This window comes from Streptomyces sp. NBC_01275 (genome assembly GCF_026340655.1).
In the GTDB taxonomy this organism is placed as follows: Bacteria; Actinomycetota; Actinomycetes; order Streptomycetales; family Streptomycetaceae; genus Streptomyces.
The window spans coordinates 4,929,459-4,949,619 of the sequence record NZ_JAPEOZ010000001.1 but is presented as its reverse complement, the minus strand read 5'-3'; the positions used below and the strand labels follow the sequence as shown (position 1 = coordinate 4,949,619).

The window sequence follows — 20,161 nt, the reverse complement described above, 5'->3', positions numbered from 1 at the left end:
GCCTCGCCCCGCAAACCCTTGGCCGGCACGCCCCTCCCCCCTCTACCGTCGCTCCGTGAGCGAGACGACGACCCTGTGGCGACCGACGGGTCCCGAGGAGTTGGCGCTGGTGGAGGCCTCCGGGTGGACGGCCTGGCCGCCGCGCCTCCCTGAACAGCCGATTTTCTATCCGGTGCTGAACGAGGACTACGCCGTGCGCATCGCGCGGGACTGGAACGTGCCCGCCTCCGGATGCGGCTATGTCACCCGCTTCGAGGTCGACTCGGAGTTCCTGGAGCGGTATCCGGTGCGGCAGGCCGGTGGAGAGACCATCCTGGAGCTCTGGGTGCCGGCGGAGGAGCTGGATGAGTTCAACGCGCACATCGTGGGACGCATCGAGGTCGTCCGCGAGTTCCGCTGACCCGCCTCGGCGGCGGTGGCACGGGCGGAGGGTGGCCGCCTGGTGCGCGGGGGCGCTGCTCACGGGCGCGAGCGTGATCGTCGGGTGCCGTGCCGGGGACACCGACGCGATCACTCCCGTACCGCAGTTGCTGGCGTTTCTGCCGTGGCTGGTCGTGCCCGCGGGGGTCGGGCTGTCGCTGGCCCTGCTGGCGCGGTGGTGGACCGGGGTGGCGTGGGCCGTGGCGGTGCTCGGACTGCTCGCCTGGTTCGTCGGGCCGTACGGCCCCAGCGAGGAGCCCGCCGGGCCCGCGGTCGCCGGCCTGCGGGTGCTCACCTCCAACGTCGAGTTCGGCTGGGCGACCGACGCCCTGATCCCGGTGATCCGGCGCGAGCGACCGGACATCGTGTTCGTGGAGGAGTGCGAGTACACCTGCCAGGCGGCGCTACGACGGGAGGTCGGGGCCCGCTACCCGTACCGGCAGGCCGTCCCCGGCGACACCTCGGTCGGCTCGATCGTCCTCAGCCGCTTCCCGCTGACGTCCGCCGCCGTCGTCCCCGGCCGCATGGGCATGCCGGGCGCGGTGGCCGACGTCGACGGTCACGCCGTGCGGCTCCAGCTCGCGCACCCCAAGCCGCCGTTGCCGCGCCAGGTCACCCTCTGGAAACGGGAGCTGGGCCGGCTGCGGGACTTCGCCGCCCGGTACTCCGGCAGCCCGCTGATCCTCGCCGGCGACTTCAACGCCTCCCAGGACCACGCCGCCTTCCGCCGCATCCTCGACACCGGTCTGCGCGACGCGGCCCGCCTGGCCGGCGACGACCGCGCGCCCAGCTGGCCGAGCCGCACCGCCCCCGCCTTCGGCGCGCAGATCGACCACGTCCTCGTCTCCAAGGAGTTCGCGGCGAGCCGCGCCCGCTTCCTCCACCTCGACGGCACCGACCACCGCGCCCTGCTCGTGAACCTCACCCTTCACCAGGAGAGGTGAGGGGCGGGATCCACGAGCAGCGCCAGGTCCTAGACGCCTATGTCCTTGCCGTCCGTCCGCCATACGGCGACCACCGCCGGCCGTGTGATCCTGCCGGGCCCGTCCGGCCAGGTGCTCGCCGGCTTCTCCACGGACGCGCCGTCGATCTCGCCCGGGTGCTGCACGGCGACGATCACGCGCCGGTCCTGCACGATCGGACCGCAGGTCTCGGCCCCCGTCGGCACGGTCAGGAACTGCTTCAGCTCACCGCGCCGCGCACCGCGCGTGGCCACGCCGAACAGTCCGTCGTGCGAGCCGAGCTGGTTGCCGTCGGTGGAGATCCACAGGTTGCCGTGCGGGTCGAAGGCCACGTTGTCCGGGCAGGAGATCGGGCTGACCTCGTCCTTCGGGAAGCCCGCGAAGTACGTCGCCGGGTCGTCGGGGTCGCCCGCGACGAGGAACAGCGACCAGCCGAACGTCAGGCTCTCCGGCCGGTTGCGGCCCTCGGTCAGCTCCAGGATGTGCCCGTGCTTGTTGGCGTTGCGCGGGTTCGCCTCGTCCGCCTTGGCGTTGGCGCCGACCCCGCGGTTGCTGTTGTTGGTGAGGACGACGTAGACCTTGCCGGTCTGCGGGGAGGGCTGGATGTCCTCGGGGCGGTCCATCTTCGTCGCGCCCACCTTGTCGCCGGCGAGCCGCGTGAAGACGAACACCTCGTCGGCGGTCATGCCCTCGACGTGCGAGACGCCGCCCTTCGCCGTCGCGGTGGCCAGCGGGATCCACTCGCCGCCGCCGTCGAACTCGCCGTCCGCCGGAAGCTTGCCTGCGCCGTCGATCTCGGCGGCCGGGGAGTCGCCGGTGAGTCTGGCGACGTACAGGGTGCCCTCGTCGAGCAGCGAGAGGTTGTGCTCACGGACGGCCCGCGAGGAACCGTGCTTCATCCGCTTGCTGCCGACGAACTTGTAGAAGTAGTCGAAGCGCTCGTCGTCGCCGGTGTAGACGACCGGGCGGTCGTCCGCGGTCAGCCGCACGGTCGCCGCCTCGTGCTTGAACCGGCCGAGCGCGGTGTGCTTGCGGGGCGTGGACGTCGGGTCGTACGGGTCGAACTCGACCACGTACCCGAAGCGGTGCACCTCGTTCGGCTCCTGGGCGAGGTCGAAACGCTTGTCGAAACGCTCCCACTTGCGCTCGGTGACGCCGGTGCCGATGCCGTACCGCTTGTCCGTGGCCCGGCTGCCGCCTGCGAAGTACTGGTTGAAGTTCTCCTCGCCGTGCAGCGTGGTGCCCCACGGGGTGGTTCCGCCGGAGCAGTTGTTGAGCGTGCCGAGGACCTTGCGGCCGGTCGGGTCGGCGGAGGTCTTCAGCAGGTCGGACCCGGCGGCGGGGCCGGTGAGCCGGAACTCGGTGGTGGCGGTGACCCGACGGTTGAGGTGGTGCCGGGTCACGGCGGTGAGCTTGCCGGTCCTGCGGTCCTCCTCCACCACGACGGCCGCGAGACCGTGCGCCGCCCAGGCGACCTCGACCTGCTGCCGGGTGGGGTTGGCCGGGTCGTAGCCGCGGAACATGAGCACCTCGTCGGTGTACTCGTGGTTGGCGACGAGGAGCTGCCGGTCGCACTCGCCCGGCAGGGGCAGCAGCGCGAGGAAGTCGTTGTTGTACCCGAACTGGCCGGCCTGCGCGGCGGCGGTCTGGTTCTCCGGGTCGAAGGCGGGAGCGCCACGGAGGATGGGCTCGCCCCAGCGGATGACGACGTTCTGCCGATAGCCGTCCGGGACGGTGACGGCGTCGGCGGTGTTGGGGGCGACGGACGAGTAGCGCAGTCCGCGGGCCGCCTGCTGGTTTCCGGACGGTTTTCCGGACGGTTTTCCGGATGCGTTCCCGGACGGTTTTCCGGTCGCGGCGGCGGCCGGCAGCGCGGCGGCGACGCCGGCCGTGCCTGCGGCGGTCGCGACGGTGACGACGGCGGCGGCCCGCATCATCGAGCGACGGCCGATCGCCCCCGCGATGACGTCTCCGACGTACTCGTTGTCACTGGTGTTGGGCACCTCGTGGAAACAGGCGTCACCACACCGGAAACGACAGGTCATGGCGGAGCGTCCGCCGGGATGGGACCCGGAACGGGACTGCGACGGCGTACCGATCAGCGGCAGAAGCTTGCGCACCTTTACTCTCCCCTTGCGTGCCTTTGGTCTCACCGTGACGCTAGGTGCCCGCCCGTGCGGACGCGCGGCCGCCGGGTGAACGGGGAGTGAATCCCCGGCTGCGACAGGGGTGTTGGGGTCGGAGAGCGGGTGGGGCGGTGCGGGGGCGGGGTGCGGAGTGACGTGCGGAAAGCGGTATCGAGGGCGGTGTGGAGAGCGGTCTGGGGAGTGGCGCGGGCGGCGGCACAGGCCGAGCACGGAGAATGGCGTGAACTGTGGCGCGAAGAGTGGCCTGGAGTGTGGTGCGGAGAGTGGCGCGGAGGCGGTGTTGACACACCCCGCTTCGCCTTACTCACCCCTGCCCAAGATCACCCCCTGGGGCCGCTAACCTTACGTGTCCGTCCTGGCCAGGGATTGACGGGCACCAACTCACGCGAAGGGTTGCGCACATGGGCATTCTCACTCGCCTTCGGAACGCGTTCGGCCGCTCACGCAAGGGGCGTACCGCCGAGGCAGAGGGTGCGGAACGGGTTCCTTCGCAGGCGACGGAGGCAAAGCCGGCACCGGACCAGACCCCGGAGCCGACGCCTGCGTCCGCCTCCTCCCCCTCTCCGTCGGCTACGGCTACGACCGCGGCCGCGACTACGGCCGCGGTTTCCCCGTCGCCGGAACCGACCGCCTCGGCTCTCCTCCCCGAGCCCCGCACGGCGGCCGACGAGGAGCACGACCTGGTGGCAGCGGCTTTCGACAATGTGTCGGTGCCCCGCCAGACAGAGCCGGAGAAGTCCTCGGCTGAAGCGAAGGCGGAGGCTGCGGTCACGGCTGAGGCCGAGGCTGTGACCGAGGAGCCGGAAACGGTGGCCGAGGCCACCCCGGCCGCGGAGCCGGAGACGCCCGCTGCCGCAGAAGCGCCGGTCGAGGCGGAGGAGCCGGAGACGGCCACTGCCGAGGAAGCGCCGGTCGAGGCGGAGGAGCCGGAGACGGCCACTGCCGAGGAGACGTCCGCGGAGCCGTCGGCGCCCGAGGCGACCGACGCTGCGGAAGAGCCCGCGGAGGAGCCGGAAACGGCCACTGCCGAGGAAGCGCCGGTCGAGGCGGAGGAGCCGGAGACGGCCACTGCCGAGGAGACGTCCGCGGAGCCGTCGGCGCCCGAGGCGACCGACGCTGCGGAAGAGCCCGCGGAGGAGCCGGAAACGGCCACTGCCGAGGAGACGTCCGCCGAGGCGGCCGAGCCCGAAGCGGCCGCTGCCTCTGAGACGCCTGCCGAGGAAGCCGAGCCGGAGGCGACGGCTGCCGCCGAGGAGCCGCAGCCGGAGGCGGAGCTCGTTGCAGAGGCCGAGGCAGAGGCAGAGTCGCAGCCCGCGGCCGAGACTCCCTCGGAGCCGGAGCCGGAGCCGGAGCCGACGACCGAGCCGGAGGCCGAGGAACCGGCCAAGGCGCAGGAGCAGGCCAGAGGGCCAGAACCCGAGACCACGTCCGAGCCTGCGGCCGAGGCGACGCCGGAGACGGTGGAAGAGCCGGAGCCCGTCGCCGAGGTCACCCCGGAGCCCGAGGCGCAGCCCGAGCCCGTCGCCGAGGTCACCCCGGAGCCCGAGGCGCAGCCCGAGCCCGTCGCCGAGGTCACCCCGGAGCCCGAGGCGCAGCCCGAGCCCGTCGCCGAGGTCACCCCGGAGCCCGAGCCCGAGGCCACCCCCGAACCGGAGGCCGAGGTCGTCCCCTCGCCCGCGCCGGAACCGGAAGCCGCGGAAGAGCCGGAGCCGGAGCCCGCCGCCGCCGAGGAGCCGGAGTCGGAGCCGCAGCCGGTCGCCGCCGAGGCGAGCGAGCCGCCGACCGCCGAAGCCGACGCCCCCGAGGCCGAGGCCGAGGCCGAAGCCGGCGCCGACGTCCCGGTCCCCGCAGCCGCAGCGGCAGCCGCCGAGGGCGGAGCCGAGGCCGAGCTGCCGCAGAGCCTCCTCACCGCCTACAACGCCGCCGCCGACGCCCTCGCCAAGCACGACCTCACCGGTACGAAGGCCTCCGTCTACCTCGTCCTGGACCGCTCCGCGAGCATGCGGCCGTACTACAAGGACGGCTCGGCGCAGTCCCTCGGCGAGCAGACCCTCGCCCTGGCCGCCCACCTGACCCCCGCGACCGACGCCGAGGCCACCGTCCACGTCGTCTTCTTCTCGACGGAACTCGACGGCACCGGCGAGCTGACCCTCGCCCACCACGAGAACAAGATCGACGACCTGCACGCGGGCCTCGGCCGCATGGGTCGTACGAGCTACCACGCGGCCGTGGAGGCCGTGCTCGGGCACCACGAGAAGTCGGCCTCGGCCGCCGCTCCCGCGCTGGTCGTCTTCCAGACGGACGGCGCTCCGGACGCGAAGACGCCCGCCACCCAGTCCCTCACGGACGCGGCGAAGAACCACCCCGGCGTCTTCTTCTCCTTCGTCGCCTTCGGCGAGCACGACAACAAGGCCTTCGACTACCTCCGCAGGCTGAAGACCGACAACACGTCCTTCTTCCACGCGGGCCCGACCCCGCGGGAGCTCACGGACGCCGAGCTCTACGAGGGCGTACTGGCGAACTGGCGCCCGTAGCCCCACCCGGTACCCCTGGTACCCCCGGGGCCCCGGCCCCCGTGCCGCCCGCTTCCCACCCCGTAAAACGGGAGGCGGGCGGCATACACATGTCGGCTACGATTTCAAGGTTCGCAATTCGTAGAACGACCGTAGAACGACCGACCCGGGAGCAGCCACCATGGCTCGACACCTCATCACCAGCGCCCTTCCGTACATCAACGGGATCAAGCACCTGGGCAACATGGTGGGGTCCATGCTCCCGGCGGACGTCTACTCCCGCTATCTGCGCCAGCGCGGCCACGACGTCCTCTACATCTGCGCGACGGACGAGCACGGCACCCCCGCCGAGCTCGCCGCCAAGGAGCAGGGCGTCCCGGTCGCGGACTTCTGCGCGCAGGCGCACGACGCGCAGAAGGCGGTCTACGACGGCTTCGCGCTGGCGTTCGACTACTTCGGCCGCAGCTCCAGCCCGCAGAACGTGGAGATCACCCAGCACTTCGCCCGCCGTCTGCACGAGAACGGCTTCATCGAAGAGCGCGCCATCCGTCAGGTCTACAGCCCCGCCGACGAGCGCTTCCTCCCGGACCGCTACGTCGAGGGCACCTGCCCGCACTGCGGCTACGACAAGGCCCGCGGCGACCAGTGCGAGAACTGCACCCGCGTCCTCGACCCGACGGACCTCATCAACCCGCGTTCCGCGATCTCGGGCTCCACGGACCTGGAGGTGCGGGAGACCAAGCACCTCTTCCTCCTCCAGTCGAAGCTCCAGCACGAGGTCGAGGAGTGGGTCTCCCGCCACGAGGCCGACTGGCCGCAGCTGGCGTCCTCCATCGCCCGCAAGTGGCTGACCGAGGGCCTGCACGACCGCTCCATCACCCGCGACCTGGACTGGGGCGTCCCGGTCCCCGCCGACACCTGGCCGGAGCTGGCGGCGGAGGGCAAGGTCTTCTACGTCTGGTTCGACGCCCCGATCGAGTACATCGCGGCGACGAAGGAGTGGTCGGACGCGGCCCCCGCCGGTGAGACGCGGGACTGGAAGTCGTGGTGGTACGAGGCCGACTCCGGTGAGAACCCCGTGCGCTACACGGAGTTCATGGCCAAGGACAACGTCCCGTTCCACACGGTGATGTTCCCGGCCACCGAACTCGGCGTGCGCGAGCCGTGGAAGAAGGTCGACTACGTCAAGGCCTTCAACTGGCTGACGTACTACGGCGGGAAGTTCTCCACGTCCCAGAAGCGCGGCGTCTTCACCGACCAGGCCCTGGACATCCTCCCGGCCGACTACTGGCGCTACTTCCTCATCGCCAACGCGCCCGAGTCGGACGACTCGTCCTTCACCTGGGAGCACTTCACGGCCACGGTGAACAAGGACCTCGCCGACACCCTCGGCAACTTCGTCAACCGCGTCCTGTCGTTCTCGAAGAAGCGCTTCGGCGACGAGGTCCCGGCGGGTTCGGCGGCGGGCGAGGCGGAGACGAAGCTGGGCGAGCAGATCGCCGAGCTCCTCGCCGAGTACGAGTCGCAGCTGGAGGCCCTGCAGTTCCGCAAGGCGGCCGCCGCCCTGCGCGCCCTGTGGTCCGCGGGCAACTCCTACCTCGAGGAGAAGGCCCCCTGGCTGGAGATCAAGACCGACCAGGAGGGCGCGGCCCTCACCCTGCGCACCGCGATGAACCTGATCCACCTGTACGCGGTGGTCTCCGAGCCGTTCATCCCGGCGACCGCGAAGACCATGCGCGAGGCGTTCTCGCTGGGGACCGACACGGCGGTCTGGGTCACCCCGGAGGAGGCCAGGGCCCTCGCCGCGGTCCCCGCCGGCACCCCCTTCACCGTCCCCCCGGTCCTCTTCGCCAAGCTCACGGACGAGGACCTGGAGAACTACAAGGAGCGCTTCGGCGGCACGCCCGCGTAAGCGGCCTGCGTGACCATGGGGTGAACGCCGTACAGGAGACGTGTCTCGGGGGAGGCTGACTCGGTGGACTTCACGTCCTGGGCCGACTGGATACGCGCTCTCCTGGGCGCGGCGGTGGCGTACGCCACGCTGATGTCGGGCTGGCGGCTGGCCGCGAGGGCGGCCGCCTTCGGCGATCCGCACCGTCACACGGGCCGGCGCGTCGCCTTCGTCCCGCGCCGTGCCATGCGGCCGCGCACGGAGGCCCTCCGCCGCCGCTTACGCGTCGTCCTGGCGCTGCGCCGGCATCAGGGGCTGGTGAGCGCGACGCCGCCCGACCGGCTGCTGCGCCGTCTGGTGGAGGCGGACCGCTCGGCCCGGGTGCTGGCGGCGGGGCGCGTGGTCTGGTGCTGGGCGATCCCGTTCACGCTGGCCGCGTCCGGCCTGCTGCTGGCGGCGTGGCTGGTCGTCTGGACGTACTTCTACGACGGTCCGCTCGCGGAAATCTCCAGCCCCTACACCGTCATACAGCAGTACCTGGGCTCGAACGGCTGGTATCTGCCGGGCAGCGAGTCCTGCGCCTCATGGTCACTGCTGACCGGGTGCGAGGCGACCCCCGGGCCGTGGTGGAACGGCGCCCAGTCGGGCTTCCTCTTCGGCTTCGCACCGGCGTTCCTGCTCGCCGCGTGGCGCATACGACGGGCCGCGCGGCAGAGTTTCGACCTCTGGCAGCGGCAGGAGCCGCCCCTGCTCGCCTGTCTGGACGCGCTGGCCGCCTGCCGCGACGCGCTGCGCGCCGTACCCCCGGAGGCCACCGTCCTCGATCTGCGAACAGCCGAACTGCTGGCCGCGTTGAGGGACTTCGCCCAGGACGGTCTGCCGGTCGACGTGGAGCGAGGCGCCGAACTGCGGGCGCACACCGCGCGCGTGGCCGAGACCCTGGGCGAGGCGGCGGGGCAGGTCCTGCGTGACGGGACCCCGGCCCTGCCCGGCCTCATAGCCCTGCTGGCCACCGTTCAGGACCGGCTGGACGCCTCCCGGTGGTTCGTACTGCTCGACCCCGCCCAGCTCGTCGCCGCGCCCGGACCCGGTCCGGGTCCGGGCCCGACGCCCCCGCAGCCGGCCGCGGCCGGGCCGCCCGCCGACGCCACCCGCTGGCAGCGCTACATGTGGGTCGCCACCGCGATGCCCACCGTTCCGGCCCTGCTGGCCCTCGCCTTCACCGCCGTGACGATCAGCCAGGCCAACGAGACCCTCGGCCTCTCCCGGCGCGACCAGGTGGCCTCCACCTACAGCGACACCGTCGGCGGCCTGGGCGACGACTCGGTCGACGTCAGGATCAGCAGCCTGTACGCGCTGAAGCGCATCATGCGCGAGACGCCGAGCGAACAGCCCGCGATCGTCAAGATACTCAGCGCCTACGTCCGGGAACACGCGAAGACGCCCAAGGCGGCGACCGCCGAGCGCCTTCGCAAGAACCCGAAGACCCGGCCGGCCGAGGACGTCCAGGCCGCCCTCGACGTCCTCGGCTCCCGCACCCAGACGGTGGACGGGGAGCCGTACATCAACCTGCGGGACACCTTCCTGGTGGGCGCCGACCTCGCCACCCTGGACTTCACCGACGCGGACCTGCGGGGCTCCGATCTGAGCCGGGCCGACCTGCGGGAAGGCCGGTTCGACTACGTCTGGTTCAGCGACGGCCGGATGGACGGCGCCCTGCTCAGCTCCGGAAGCTTCACCGACGCCGAGTTCATCGGGACCGATCTCACCGGCGCCTGGCTGGACGGCGCGCAGTTCTACTCCGCGGACCTCACGGGAGCCGTCCTCGCCGGCGCGCAGGCCCCGCCCGGCGATGACGGCTCCGTCACCAATCTCGTCGAGGCCGACCTGACCGGCGCGATCCTGACCGGAGCCGACCTGACGCGCGCGTCGCTCCAGGGCGCCGACCTCGGCAAGGACGACACGCACCCCGCGGCGAACGTCACCGACGCGGACTTCACCGACGCCGACCTGACCGGCGCACGACTCGACGGCGTCGACCGCGCCACGGCCGCCGGCTGGTGAGCGCAGCCGACAGGTCCTGGCTAGGACAGCACTCCGGCGCCCGTCGTCGTCGCCAGCGACGTGGGCAGGTTCTTCGCCGACGTCTCCAGGCCCGCCGTCAGGGTCGGGGTCCAGTTGACCGTCGTCTTCAGCTTCTTCGACGAAGCCGCGTTGTACGCGGCGACGACGTCGGTGGCCGTGCCGTTGACGAGGTTGCCGGAGCCCTTGATGGAGCCGGTGCCGTCGCCGCTCAGCAGCTTGGCGACCTTCGCGCCCGTCGGGACCTTCCAGTAGTTGTCCTCGGCGACGACCTGGGCCTTGGCGCGGGAGTTGATGCTGTACTGCGTCGCGTAGCCGTTGAGGGTCGTGACGTCGTAGTAGTTGTTGTAGATGTGGACCTGGCCGACACGCGTCAGCGGGGCGCGCTGGACGATGCCCTTCCAGATGTTGTGGTGGATGGAGACGCGCAGCTTGCCGCTGGGCTCGCTGTCGCTGCTGCCGATCAGCATGGTCTTGTCGTGGTTGGTGAACTGGTTGCGGGAGACGGTCACCAGGTCGGAGCTCTTGGTGATGTCGAGTTCGCCGTCGTGGATCTGGTACTCGCGGCCGTAGTACTTCGGGTTGGCGCTGTCGAAGTGCGCCGCGTCGGTGAAGGTGTTGTGGTCCGCCCAGACGTGGGTGGCGCCGCGCAGGGTGACCGCGTCGTAGTTGGAGTTCCAGTTGCCGTCGTCGCCGTCGGTCGGGTCCCACTGCGGGAAGCAGTCCTCGGCGCCGGCGAAGGTCAGGTTGCGGACGATGACGTTGTCCACGCTCTGGATCTGGAGCATGCCGCCGGAGATGCCGGCGTTGGTGCCGGGCACGCCCACGATGCTGGTGTTGGCCGGCACCTTGAAGACGATGTTCTTGCCCTGCTTGGTCTGGGCGGCGGCGCGGGCCTTCTCCTGGGTGCCGGAGGGCAGCTTGGAGGTGCCGTAGGAGGAGGGGGCGTACGCCTTCAGGTACGCCGAGAGCGAGTAGCCGGTGCCCGAGGCGTAGTCCGCGCAGGTCAGCTTCTTGCCCGCGTCGTCGGTGTTGGCGTCGATCGTGCCCTTGACCTTGATGATCCGGGGCGTGGTGTCGGACGTCGAGCCCAGCGCCTTCACGAGCTGGGCGCGGGTGGAGACGGTGAAGGTGTGCGCGGCGTCGGCCTTCGTGCCACCGGTCGTGCCCGTGCCGGAGGAGGCCCAGCCGTCCTTGGCGGCGAGGGTCTGGTGGTACAGGTCGACGGTCCCGGCGTTGGCGTTCAGCACGATGACGCCGGCGCCGACGCCGGCCGCCGCGACGGCGGCGGAGACGACGAGGGCACGGCGCGTGCGGAGGGACCGGCGGTGGGAGGGAGCTGCCACGGGGGATCCTTACGGGTCTGTCGAACAAGCCTTACAACCCGTCAGTGGTCACCGGTCCGTGAAGAGTTGCCGCGAGTCGAGAATTTTTTCGCCGGCCCCTTCCACCACACGATCACACGCGATCGAACGCCTTCACTATTCCCTCACCCGCCGCTTAGGGTGCCCTTTGGGGGGCGAATGCCCCTACGGGGAGGGGAATCCACACACATGGGCAGATCAGCGCTGCCGCCGCGCCGCCGCGCCGCGGCCACCGCACTCGTCACCGTCTCGCTCGTCCTCGCGGGCGCCGTGCTCCCGGCCGCTCCGGCCGCCGCCGCGACCGTGCTGCCGCCGTGGGCCGGCCAGGTGGCGCTCAGCTCCGCGCAGGCCGAGGTCCGGGACCTCGTCGTCACCCAGGACGGCACCGCCGTGGCCGTCTGGACCGAGTACCCCAGCGGCGACCTCTACGCGGCCACCCGCCCCGCGAACAGCGACGCCTGGAGCGCCAAGGTCTGGCTCGCCGACACGATCGACGAGGCGCGCCTCGCGGCACGGCCGGACGGATCGGTCGCCGCGCTGTGGACCACCACCGAGCAGATCGCCTCCGCCACCCTGGGCGCCGGACAGTCGGCCTGGTCACAGCCCAAGGTGATCGCCGCGGACGGCAGCACGTCGTTCGAGTATCCCGACCTCGCCGTGGGGCCCGGCGGGACGGTCGCCGCCGTGTGGCGGCAAAGAGTGTGGCGGACCGGCCGGAGTGAGGCCTACGCCGCCACCCTGACCGCGGACGACAGCTGGTCCGCACCGGCGCAGGTCAGCAACGCCGCCGTCTACGCGGGCGTCTCCGGTTACGGGGTCGTCGCGCAGCCGCAGATCGCCTACGACGGGCAGGGCGGGCTCGTCGTGTCGTACTGGATGAAGGTGGACGAGACCTACCGGGTGATGACCAACGCCCGGCCCCTCGGCGCCTCCACCTGGCCGACCCCGCAGCTGATCAGCGCTTCCAGAGAGTTGCCCACGCTGGCCTCCGCCCCGGACGGCTCGGTCCATCTGGTGTGGCAGGACCTGGACGGCGCCTTCCAGACCATGCGGCGCGCCGACGCGGCCTCCGCGTGGAGCGAGCCGACGACCGCCGCGTCCGCCGTGGGCGATCCCTCCACGACTCCGGAGCCGCTGGTCGGGCCCGACGGCGATGTCACCCTCGTCTGGTTCGACGGGGCCACGAGCGCCAAGAGCATGCGGACCACCACGTTCGACGGCGCCACCGGCGTGTGGTCGGCGACGAGGACCCTGTCCGTCGGGTCCGCGCAGTACACCACCGACGCCGCCATCGCCGCGGACGGCTCGGTCCATGTGCTGTGGCCGGAGCTCGACGCCGCGACGCAGTCCGACATCCTGTGGGAGGCCACCCTGGTCGACGGGGAGTGGACGTCCCCCCGGCGGGTGGGCCGCGGCGACACGGTGCACGGCGAGATCGCGGCGAACACCGCGGGCGCCGCCACCGCCGTGTGGGGCTCGTCGACCAGCACCGCGGTCGGCAGAGCCGTGGCCGCCTCCCGCACCGTCTGGCCCACGCTGAAGGTGACGGACAAGACGGTCCCGGCCACCGTGCCCCTCAAGGGCACCACGTCCTCCAGCGCCGCGTGGAAGCCGACCTGGACGACGAACTCCGCCGTCGCCTCCTGGACGCTCACCCTCACGGACGTCGCGGGCAGGACCGTGCGCACCCTCACCGGCGCCGCCGACCCCACGACCGGCTCCACCACCGTCGCCCCGGTCTGGAACGGCCGCACGAGCACCGGCGCGGTGACCGTCGACGGCAGGCTGACCTGGACGCTGAAAGCCGTCCAGTGGGGCTCCGGCACCGCGGCGAGCTTCGGGACCGGCACCGTGACGGTGACCGGCGGCAGCCCGGCCTTCCGTGACTTCGGCGGCCACGACGTCACCCCGGACGGCCTCGGCGACCTGCTCCAGCTCGACGCCTCGGGCAGGCTCCAGTGGGATCTCGGCACCGGCAACGGCGACCTCGAGACGGGCGCGTCGGCCGCGGGCTGGTCGACGAGCGTCAAGGCGGTGCCGTTCGGCGACCTCAACGGCGAGCGCTGCAACGACGTCCTCGTCCGCGTCGGCGACGCCCTGCGCGCGTACCGGCCGGCCTGCGGGACCGCGCCGAAGCCCACGACGACGTACAAGACGATCTCCACGACCGGCTGGAAGCAGTACGACGTCCTCACCTACCCCGGTGACGTGACCAAGGACGGCCGCCCCGACCTGATCGCCCGCAACGCCGCCACCGGCGCGGTGTACCTCTACAAGGGCACGAGCACCGCCACGCTGTCCGCGCGCGTGAAGCTGTACGCCGACTGGAGGACGTACAAGAAGGTCGTCGGCGCCGGGGACCTGAACGGCGACGGGATCGGCGACCTCATCGCCCAGGACAAGTCCAACAACCTGTACCGGTACTACGGCAAGGGAAACGGCGCCTTCTCCGCGCGGGCGAAGATCTTCTCCAACTGGGGCTCCTCGTACAACGTGGTGGTCGGGGTCGGGGACGTCAGCGGGGACGGGAAGACCGACCTGATCGCGCGGGACACCGCGGGCAACCTCTACCGCCAGTCCGGCACCGGCAAGGGGTCGTACGGCAGCAGGGTCAAGATCGGCGGCGGCTTCGGCCGTTACAAGGGGCTGTTCTGATGTAGGCAGACAGGCAGACAGGCAGGTGGGCAGACAGGCAGGCGGGCGGGGGGCGGGGGGGCGTTCGCTAGCTGCGGCCCCCGCCCGGGCCTCCGCCGCCGCCTCCTCCGCCGAAGCCTCCGCCCTCCGGCGCGTCCCCCGCCGTCACCGTCGCGATCTCCTGCGCCGAGCCGAGCGTGCCCGGCTTCGCGGAGAGCCCGCCCAGGCCGTCGGCGCCCGCCGCCTTGCCGCCGGAGTAGACGCGGTACTCCTTGCCGCTCTTGATCGCGGACGACGAGTAGACGACGTTCTGGATCTGCTTGGACGTGACGTACGTGGCGACGACCTCGCCGTCGGCGTCGACGATGTGCAGGGTCGTGCCCGCCGGCACGGAGGAGTCGAGGGTCGCCGACAGCCAGCCCTGCGCGGAGTCCTCGTCGGGGGCGACGACCATGCCGGAGCTGCCGGAGGCGAGCAGGGCGCCGCCGCTCACGGTGAAGTCGCCGTTGACGTCGAGGGCGCCGTTGCCGCCCTGCTGGGGGCCGTTGACGACGACCGTGCCGCCGGTGATCTCGGCGGTGCCGTTGGAGTCGAGGCCGTCGCCCTCGGAGTCGATGAGCAGGGTGCCGCCGGTGACGGTGAGCTGGTAGTCGCCGACGCTCTCCCCGCCGCCTCCTCCGCCGCCGAAGCCTCCGCCTCCGCCTCCGTCTTCGGAAGTCCCGCTGTTTCCGGACGCGTTGACGCCGTCGTCGCTGGAGACGACCGAGACCGAGCCGCCGTTGACGACGATGTCGAAGCCCTCCAGCCCCTCGACCGCGGACGTCACCTTCAAGGTGCCCTTGTCGACCACGAGTTGGCCCTCCGCGTGCACCCCGTCGTCGCCGCTCGCGGCGGTCACCGTGGCCCCGGCGAAGTGGACGGCGCCGTCGCTGTGCACGGCGTCGTCGGAGGCGTCGACCGCGATCGTGCCGCCCGCCAGGACGCTGATGACGCCGGCCTTCAGACCCTTCGCGGACGTGTCGTCGTTGTCGTCCGAGGGCTGCGTGCCGCTGCCGCCGCCGCTGCCGACGGTCAGCCGTCCGCCCGTGACGACGAGGTCGGTCGCCGCGTCGACGCCGTCGCCCTCGGCGGTGAGGTCGACGGCCCCGCCCGCGACGGACACGTAACCGGCGTCCTCGTCGTCCTCGTTGTCGGCCTTGAGTCCGTCGCCGCCGGCCGTGACGGTGACCTTCCCGTCCTGGACGACGAGATAGTCCTTGCCCCGGATGCCGTCGTCGGCGGCCGTCACGGTCACCGTTCCGCAGGCGATGACCAGGCCGTCCTTGCTGGCGATCCCGTCGTTGCCGTTGCCGCGCACGGTGAGCGCGCCGGCGCCCCCGACGGTCAGGTCACCGGCGCTGAACAGGGCGGCGTTCACCTCGGCGTCGTCGGCGTAGGAGTCGGCGTCGGAGAGGGCGTTCACACTCCCGTCGGCGAGGACGACGACGAGCCGGTCCACGGCGGTGGCCGCGATGGCGGAGCCGTCGGCGCTGGAGATCTTCGCCCCGTCGAGGACGAGCTTCACGGTCGCGTCGGGCGCGTCGACGACGATCCGGCCGTCGGACAGGGTGCCGCTGAGCCGGTAGGTGCCGCCGGCGGTGACGGTGACCGTCGCCCCGTCGGCCTCGGCCCCCTCCCCGTCCACGGAGGCCGAGTCGCCGTCGAGCGCGATGTCCACGGCGTCGTCGGACGCGTCCCACTCGGTTTCGCCCTCCGCCGCGTGGACCTCCTTGTCGGCGGCCAGCACGGCGGCGGCGCTCTGCGTGCCGTCCACGTCGGGCGCGGCGCTCGACCCCGAACTCGCCGACGCGGAACCGCTGTCGGCTTCGCCGTCCCCGCCGGACGAGCACCCGGCGAGCGCGGCGGAGGCAAGGGCGGCGGAGGCAAGGGCGTAGGCGGCCCGGTACCGCAGTCCTGCCCGCACCGTTCCTCGCCTTCTCCTCTTACTGCTGCTGCTCATACAGGGCTCCCGTCGAGGGCGGTGGGGAAGTGGCGCCTGAGGACCGGCAGCCAGCGGTGGGCGGGGAGTTCGGGGCGCAGGGCGGCGAGCCCGGTGCCGTACTTCGAGACCGTGCAGGGCCGGTGCCCGAGCGACCACAGCAGCCGGTCGGCGCCGCACCCGGCCCGCCCGGCCTTCGTCTCGACGACGGCCCGGTCGGACGTGGCCAGCGCTCTGCGGCCGTCGGGCAGGCTCCAGACCAGCCCGGTGTCGACGGTCAGCCGGCTCCCGTCGTCGGGGAGCAGCAGGGTCGTACGGCGGTACGTCGTCGTCAGCACGGGCCCGAAACGGAAGCGGCGGGAGTCGATGCCGGCGCCGGCGAGGACGGTGTCGACGTAGGCCCGGGAGGGGCCGTCGAGAAACGGATGCCCTTCCCTCTCGTACGGGATGCGGTGCTTGACGGTCGTCCCGCGCGGCCCCCGTGTCTTCACCTCCAGGAAGTCGAGCCCGGAGTCGAGGTAGCTGCGGATCCGCACCTTGAAGCGGCGCCGGCGGCCGCGGGCCGCGCCCAGGTAGGCGTCGAGGCCGGGGGTGTCGAGGTAGAGGGAGCGGTAGCCGAAGTCCCGTTGCCCGTCGATCTCCAGGACGCGTACGTCCGTGTCGAGGCCGCCCAGGACGAAGGGCAGGTCGGCGAGCGGGAGGACGTACTTGCGGTCGAGGCGGGTCAGCAGCTCGGCGCGGGCGACGAGTTCGTCGAGCCCGACGGGCCGCAGCGCGCCGACGGCGACGCCGACGGAGTCGAGCGCGCTCACGCGGGCACCCCGGGTCGCCGTACGGGCTCGGCGTCCGACGGCAGGGGCGATCTGGTGTGTGCCACGTACCGAACTTCGACCTGGGTGGTGTCGTTGACGAGGTCGATGCTCTTGACGGACAGGTTCACCACCCGCCCGCCGAGCAGTCCTTCGAGGTATGCGCGCAGGGCGGTCTCGTCGGTGTACGCGGAGTCGAGCCGGAGGCTGCGCGTGCGGTGCCGGGCGAAGAGCCGCGGATGGTCGGCGACGTACAGCGTGCCGACGATCAGCGCCGTCAGCGAGATCGGCAGGACGGAGGTGCCTTCGGGGATGCCGTTGAGCAGGCCGATGGCGAGCGCCGAGAAGTAGTAGGCGATCTCGTGCTGCGCGATCTCGTAGGACCGCAGCCGGATGATCGACAACACCCCGAACAGGCCCATCCCCAGCCCGATCCCCACCGACGCGCTGCTCAACGTCATCGCCACGGCGAGCACGCCGACGTTGATGCCGAGGAACGCGGTGATCAGGTCGCGGCGGTGGTGGCGAGGGAAGTAGACGGCGAAGGCCAGCACGGAGATGGCGACGAGGTCCGTGGCCACGAGGACCGGTTGGGTGCTCATGACACGACCATCGGGCGAGCGCCTGTGAGCGGCCTGGGGGAATCCTTAAGCGACTTTGAGAAGTACAGAGAAAGTCTTGGCGGTTAACAGACCTTTCGCGCAGGGCGCTTGACGAAGCGACAAGATCAAATCGACTGATAAAGTCCGCTCACTTGTGCGAAGGCGGGGGCCTTCGACGGGAGGTGAGAACACGTGGGCAGCTTCGCCCTGTCACGCCGCCGGCTCGCGGTCGCGATCTCATCGGTGGCGCTCTCGGTCGCGGGAGGCGTGGTGCTGCCGTCGACGGCCGCCGCCGCGCCGGTCGTCCCCTGGACGACGGCCACCGCCATCACCGGTACCGATGTCACCGCCTCCGTGCAGGACGTCGTCACCGCCGCCGACGGGTCCGCCGTCGCGGTCTGGAACCAGTTCGCGGGCGCCAGCGGCAACGAGCGCAGGCTCCACGCCGCCGTACGCCCGGCCGGCAGTGACGCCTGGGGCACGCCGGCGCTGCTGGCGACCACGCCGACCGAGGCCGGAAGCGTCAAGGTGCACGTCTCCGCCGACGGCACGGTCACCGCGGTGTGGTGGGAGTTCCCGAACTCCACCGCGCCGTACGACGGCCACAACGAGAGCCGGCTGGTCAGCTCCGTGCTCGCGGCCGACAGGTCCGGCTGGTCCACGCCCGTCGCACTCGTCGGCGCCGACGCCTCCCGGGGCGACGGCGGCCTCGACCTCGCCGAGGCGGCCGACGGCACGCTCACCGCGGTCTGGGGCAGCAAGGCCTCCAGCGCCGCCAAGTGGGAGGTGAGCACCGCCACCCGCGGCGCCGACGGCGCCTGGTCCGCGCCGGTGCGGGTCAGCACCGCGACCGCGGACGGGGCCGACCTGGCCTCCGCACCGAGCGTCGCCGTCACCTCCGACGGCGCCACGGTCGTCGTCTACAAGCAGACGGCCGGCGAGTCCGCCCAGCTGCGCGCCGTCTCCCGGGCGGCCGACGCCGCCGAGTGGAGCACGCCGGTCGCGGCGAGCGGCGCCTACCAGTCCGTCAGCGCTCCCGAGATCGCGGCGGCGGACGACGGATCCGTGACCCTCGCCTGGAAGGGCACCGACGCCTCCGAGGACTCGGCGCTCCTCACCGCGACGCGCGCCGCCGACGGCGCGTGGTCCGCGGCCGGGTCCGTCACCGCCACGGAGAATCTGGCCGAGACCCCCGAGCCGCTGATCGCACCCGACGGAGACGTCACCCTCGTCTGGGTCGACTACACCACCACCTTCGGCGCCCGCACCGCCACCCGCGACGCGGACACCGGCGTCTGGTCGGCCGTACGGACGCTGTCGACGGCGTATGTGCCCGAGCAGTACGACACCGCGATCGGCGACGACGGCACCGTCCACGCCCTGTGGACCCAGGGGAGCGGCGGCCGCGTACTGATGGAGTCCGTGCGCAGCGACGGCGTCTGGTCGACGGCGGCCCCACTGCCGGGCTCGGCCGATGCGTTCGTCCGCGGCCGGATCTCGGTCGGCGACGACGGCGCCGCCACCGCCGTCTGGTCCGGCACCGCGAGCGGCAACGACGTGGACCGGCTGTACGCCTCCCGCACCGCCTGGCCGGCGCTGGCCGTCAGCGGCTCGGCCGTCCCGGCGGCGGCCCCGCTGAAGGGCACCGCCACCACCGGCACCGCCTGGGCGCCGACCTGGCAGCTCAGCAGGCCCACCTCGGCATGGACGGTGACCCTCACCGACCGGGCGGGCAGAACCGTACGCGCCCTCTCCGGTTCCGCCGACGGCCTGAAGGTCGCCGCGAGCTGGAACGGCCGTACCGCATCGGGGAGTTACGCCCCCAACGGCCCCCTGACCTGGACCCTGCACGCCACGCAGGACGGCGCGTCCTCGGCCGTGCGGCTGGCCTCGGGCACGGTGACCGTCACCGACGGCGCGGCCCTCGCCCACGACTTCGGCGGCGCCTCGGCCACCCCCGACGGCACCGGCGACCTGCTCACCCTCAGCTCCTCGGGCGGCCTGACCTACCAGTACGGCACCGGCGCCGGCACGTTCTCGGGCAAGCTCACCGGCACCGGCTGGGCCACGTCCGCCAAGGCCGTCCCGGTCGGCGACCTGAGCGGCGACCGCTGCAACGACGTCCTCGTCCGCCTCGCCGGTGGGGCGCTGCGCCTGTACAAGCCGGCCTGCGGCGCGGCCCTGAAGCCGACGACGTCGTACACCACGCTCGCCACCAGCGGCTGGAACCAGTACGACGTGCTCACTTCGCCGGGAGACGTGACCAAGGACGGCCGCCCGGACGTCATCGCCCGCAACAGCTCGACCGGCACGGTGTACCTGTACAAGGGCACGAGCACGGGCAGACTCGCCGCGCGCGTGAAGCTGTACGCCGACTGGAAGACGTACAAGAAGGTCGTCGGGGCCGGTGACCTCAACGGGGACGGCGCCGGCGACCTGCTGGCCCAGGACAAGGCCGACAACCTGTACCGGTACCTCGGGACGGGCAAGGGCACGTTCGGCGCGCGGGTGAAGGTGGCCGCGAACTGGGGCGGTACCTACAACGCCGTCGTCGGCGTCGGCGACCTCAACCGCGACGGCAAGGCCGACCTCGTCGCCCGCGACACCGCCGGCAAGCTGTACCGCCAGTACGGCGACGGAAAGGGGTCGTTCGGGACGCGGACGCTGCTCGGGACGGGCTGGGGCGGTTACAAGTCCCTGTCCTGACGGGAATGAGGGGGCGGGCGTATCCGGGTCGTGCGCCCGCAACGGCCGTCACT

The 20,161-nt window shown here is 72.1% G+C and carries 12 protein-coding genes; 7 read left to right on the top strand and 5 right to left on the bottom strand.

The features are described 5' to 3' along the window. The first annotated feature begins 55 nt into the window (after positions 1-55). Together OG562_RS21770 and OG562_RS21765 are read left to right on the top strand one after the other, a co-directional pair. Complete coding sequence (locus OG562_RS21770; RefSeq protein ID WP_266400289.1) at positions 56-400, top strand: hypothetical protein; 345 nt, start codon at positions 56-58, stop codon at positions 398-400. After that, on the top strand, positions 345-1,364 hold the full coding sequence (locus OG562_RS21765) for an endonuclease/exonuclease/phosphatase family protein (RefSeq protein ID WP_266400287.1): 1,020 nt from the start codon (positions 345-347) through the stop codon (positions 1,362-1,364). Before OG562_RS21770 ends, OG562_RS21765 begins: the two co-directional genes overlap by 56 nt. Positions 1,365-1,393: 29 nt before the next feature. Here the strand turns inward: OG562_RS21765 and OG562_RS21760 are convergent, their stop codons facing one another. Next, positions 1,394-3,502: a PhoX family phosphatase gene (locus OG562_RS21760; RefSeq protein WP_266400284.1), complete on the bottom strand. Its 2,109-nt coding sequence runs from the start codon at positions 3,500-3,502 to the stop codon at positions 1,394-1,396. Between the two features lie 428 nt (positions 3,503-3,930). On the opposite strand from OG562_RS21760, the gene OG562_RS21755 reads away from it, so the two are divergent. The 3 genes from OG562_RS21755 to OG562_RS21745 all read left to right on the top strand — a co-directional run bounded on the left by OG562_RS21755 (position 3,931) and on the right by OG562_RS21745 (position 9,997). Then, the gene (locus OG562_RS21755; RefSeq protein ID WP_266400282.1) at positions 3,931-6,063 is read left to right on the top strand and encodes a VWA domain-containing protein; all 2,133 of its coding nucleotides are present in this window, start codon (positions 3,931-3,933) and stop codon (positions 6,061-6,063) included. Positions 6,064-6,223: 160 nt separating this feature from the next. Then, the gene (gene metG, locus OG562_RS21750) at positions 6,224-7,954 is read left to right on the top strand and encodes a methionine--tRNA ligase (protein WP_266400279.1); all 1,731 of its coding nucleotides are present in this window, start codon (positions 6,224-6,226) and stop codon (positions 7,952-7,954) included. 63 nt (positions 7,955-8,017) lie between these two features. Continuing rightward, positions 8,018-9,997, top strand: coding sequence for a pentapeptide repeat-containing protein (locus tag OG562_RS21745; protein ID WP_266400277.1), 1,980 nt, complete (start codon positions 8,018-8,020; stop codon positions 9,995-9,997). A 20-nt stretch (positions 9,998-10,017) separates the two neighbouring features. Here OG562_RS21745 and OG562_RS21740 read toward each other — a convergent pair whose 3' ends face one another. After that, complete coding sequence (locus tag OG562_RS21740; protein ID WP_323187543.1) at positions 10,018-11,361, bottom strand: polysaccharide lyase family 1 protein; 1,344 nt, start codon at positions 11,359-11,361, stop codon at positions 10,018-10,020. A gap of 207 nt (positions 11,362-11,568) precedes the next feature. On the opposite strand from OG562_RS21740, the gene OG562_RS21735 reads away from it, so the two are divergent. Then, the gene (locus OG562_RS21735; protein ID WP_266400274.1) at positions 11,569-14,034 is read left to right on the top strand and encodes an FG-GAP-like repeat-containing protein; all 2,466 of its coding nucleotides are present in this window, start codon (positions 11,569-11,571) and stop codon (positions 14,032-14,034) included. Positions 14,035-14,101: 67 nt separating this feature from the next. Here OG562_RS21735 and OG562_RS21730 read toward each other — a convergent pair whose 3' ends face one another. Genes OG562_RS21730 through OG562_RS21720 form a run of 3 tightly spaced genes read right to left on the bottom strand, consistent with a single transcriptional unit; the run spans position 14,102 to position 17,402 of the window. After that, positions 14,102-16,012 (bottom strand): carbohydrate-binding domain-containing protein, encoded by a 1,911-nt coding sequence (locus OG562_RS21730; protein WP_266400272.1) that lies wholly within the window; start codon positions 16,010-16,012, stop codon positions 14,102-14,104. Beyond that, positions 16,009-16,803, bottom strand: a complete 795-nt coding sequence (locus tag OG562_RS21725) for a VTC domain-containing protein (protein WP_266400271.1) — start codon at positions 16,801-16,803, stop codon at positions 16,009-16,011. Before OG562_RS21725 ends, OG562_RS21730 begins: the two co-directional genes overlap by 4 nt. Next, positions 16,800-17,402, bottom strand: coding sequence for a DUF4956 domain-containing protein (locus OG562_RS21720; protein ID WP_266400269.1), 603 nt, complete (start codon positions 17,400-17,402; stop codon positions 16,800-16,802). The genes OG562_RS21725 and OG562_RS21720 overlap by 4 nt, the downstream gene beginning before the upstream one ends. Before the next feature lie 192 nt (positions 17,403-17,594). On the opposite strand from OG562_RS21720, the gene OG562_RS21715 reads away from it, so the two are divergent. Continuing rightward, positions 17,595-20,108 carry an FG-GAP-like repeat-containing protein gene (locus OG562_RS21715; RefSeq protein ID WP_266400268.1) on the top strand — a complete coding sequence of 838 codons (2,514 nt, stop codon included), beginning with the start codon at positions 17,595-17,597 and terminating at the stop codon, positions 20,106-20,108. Positions 20,109-20,161: the final 53 nt, after the last annotated feature.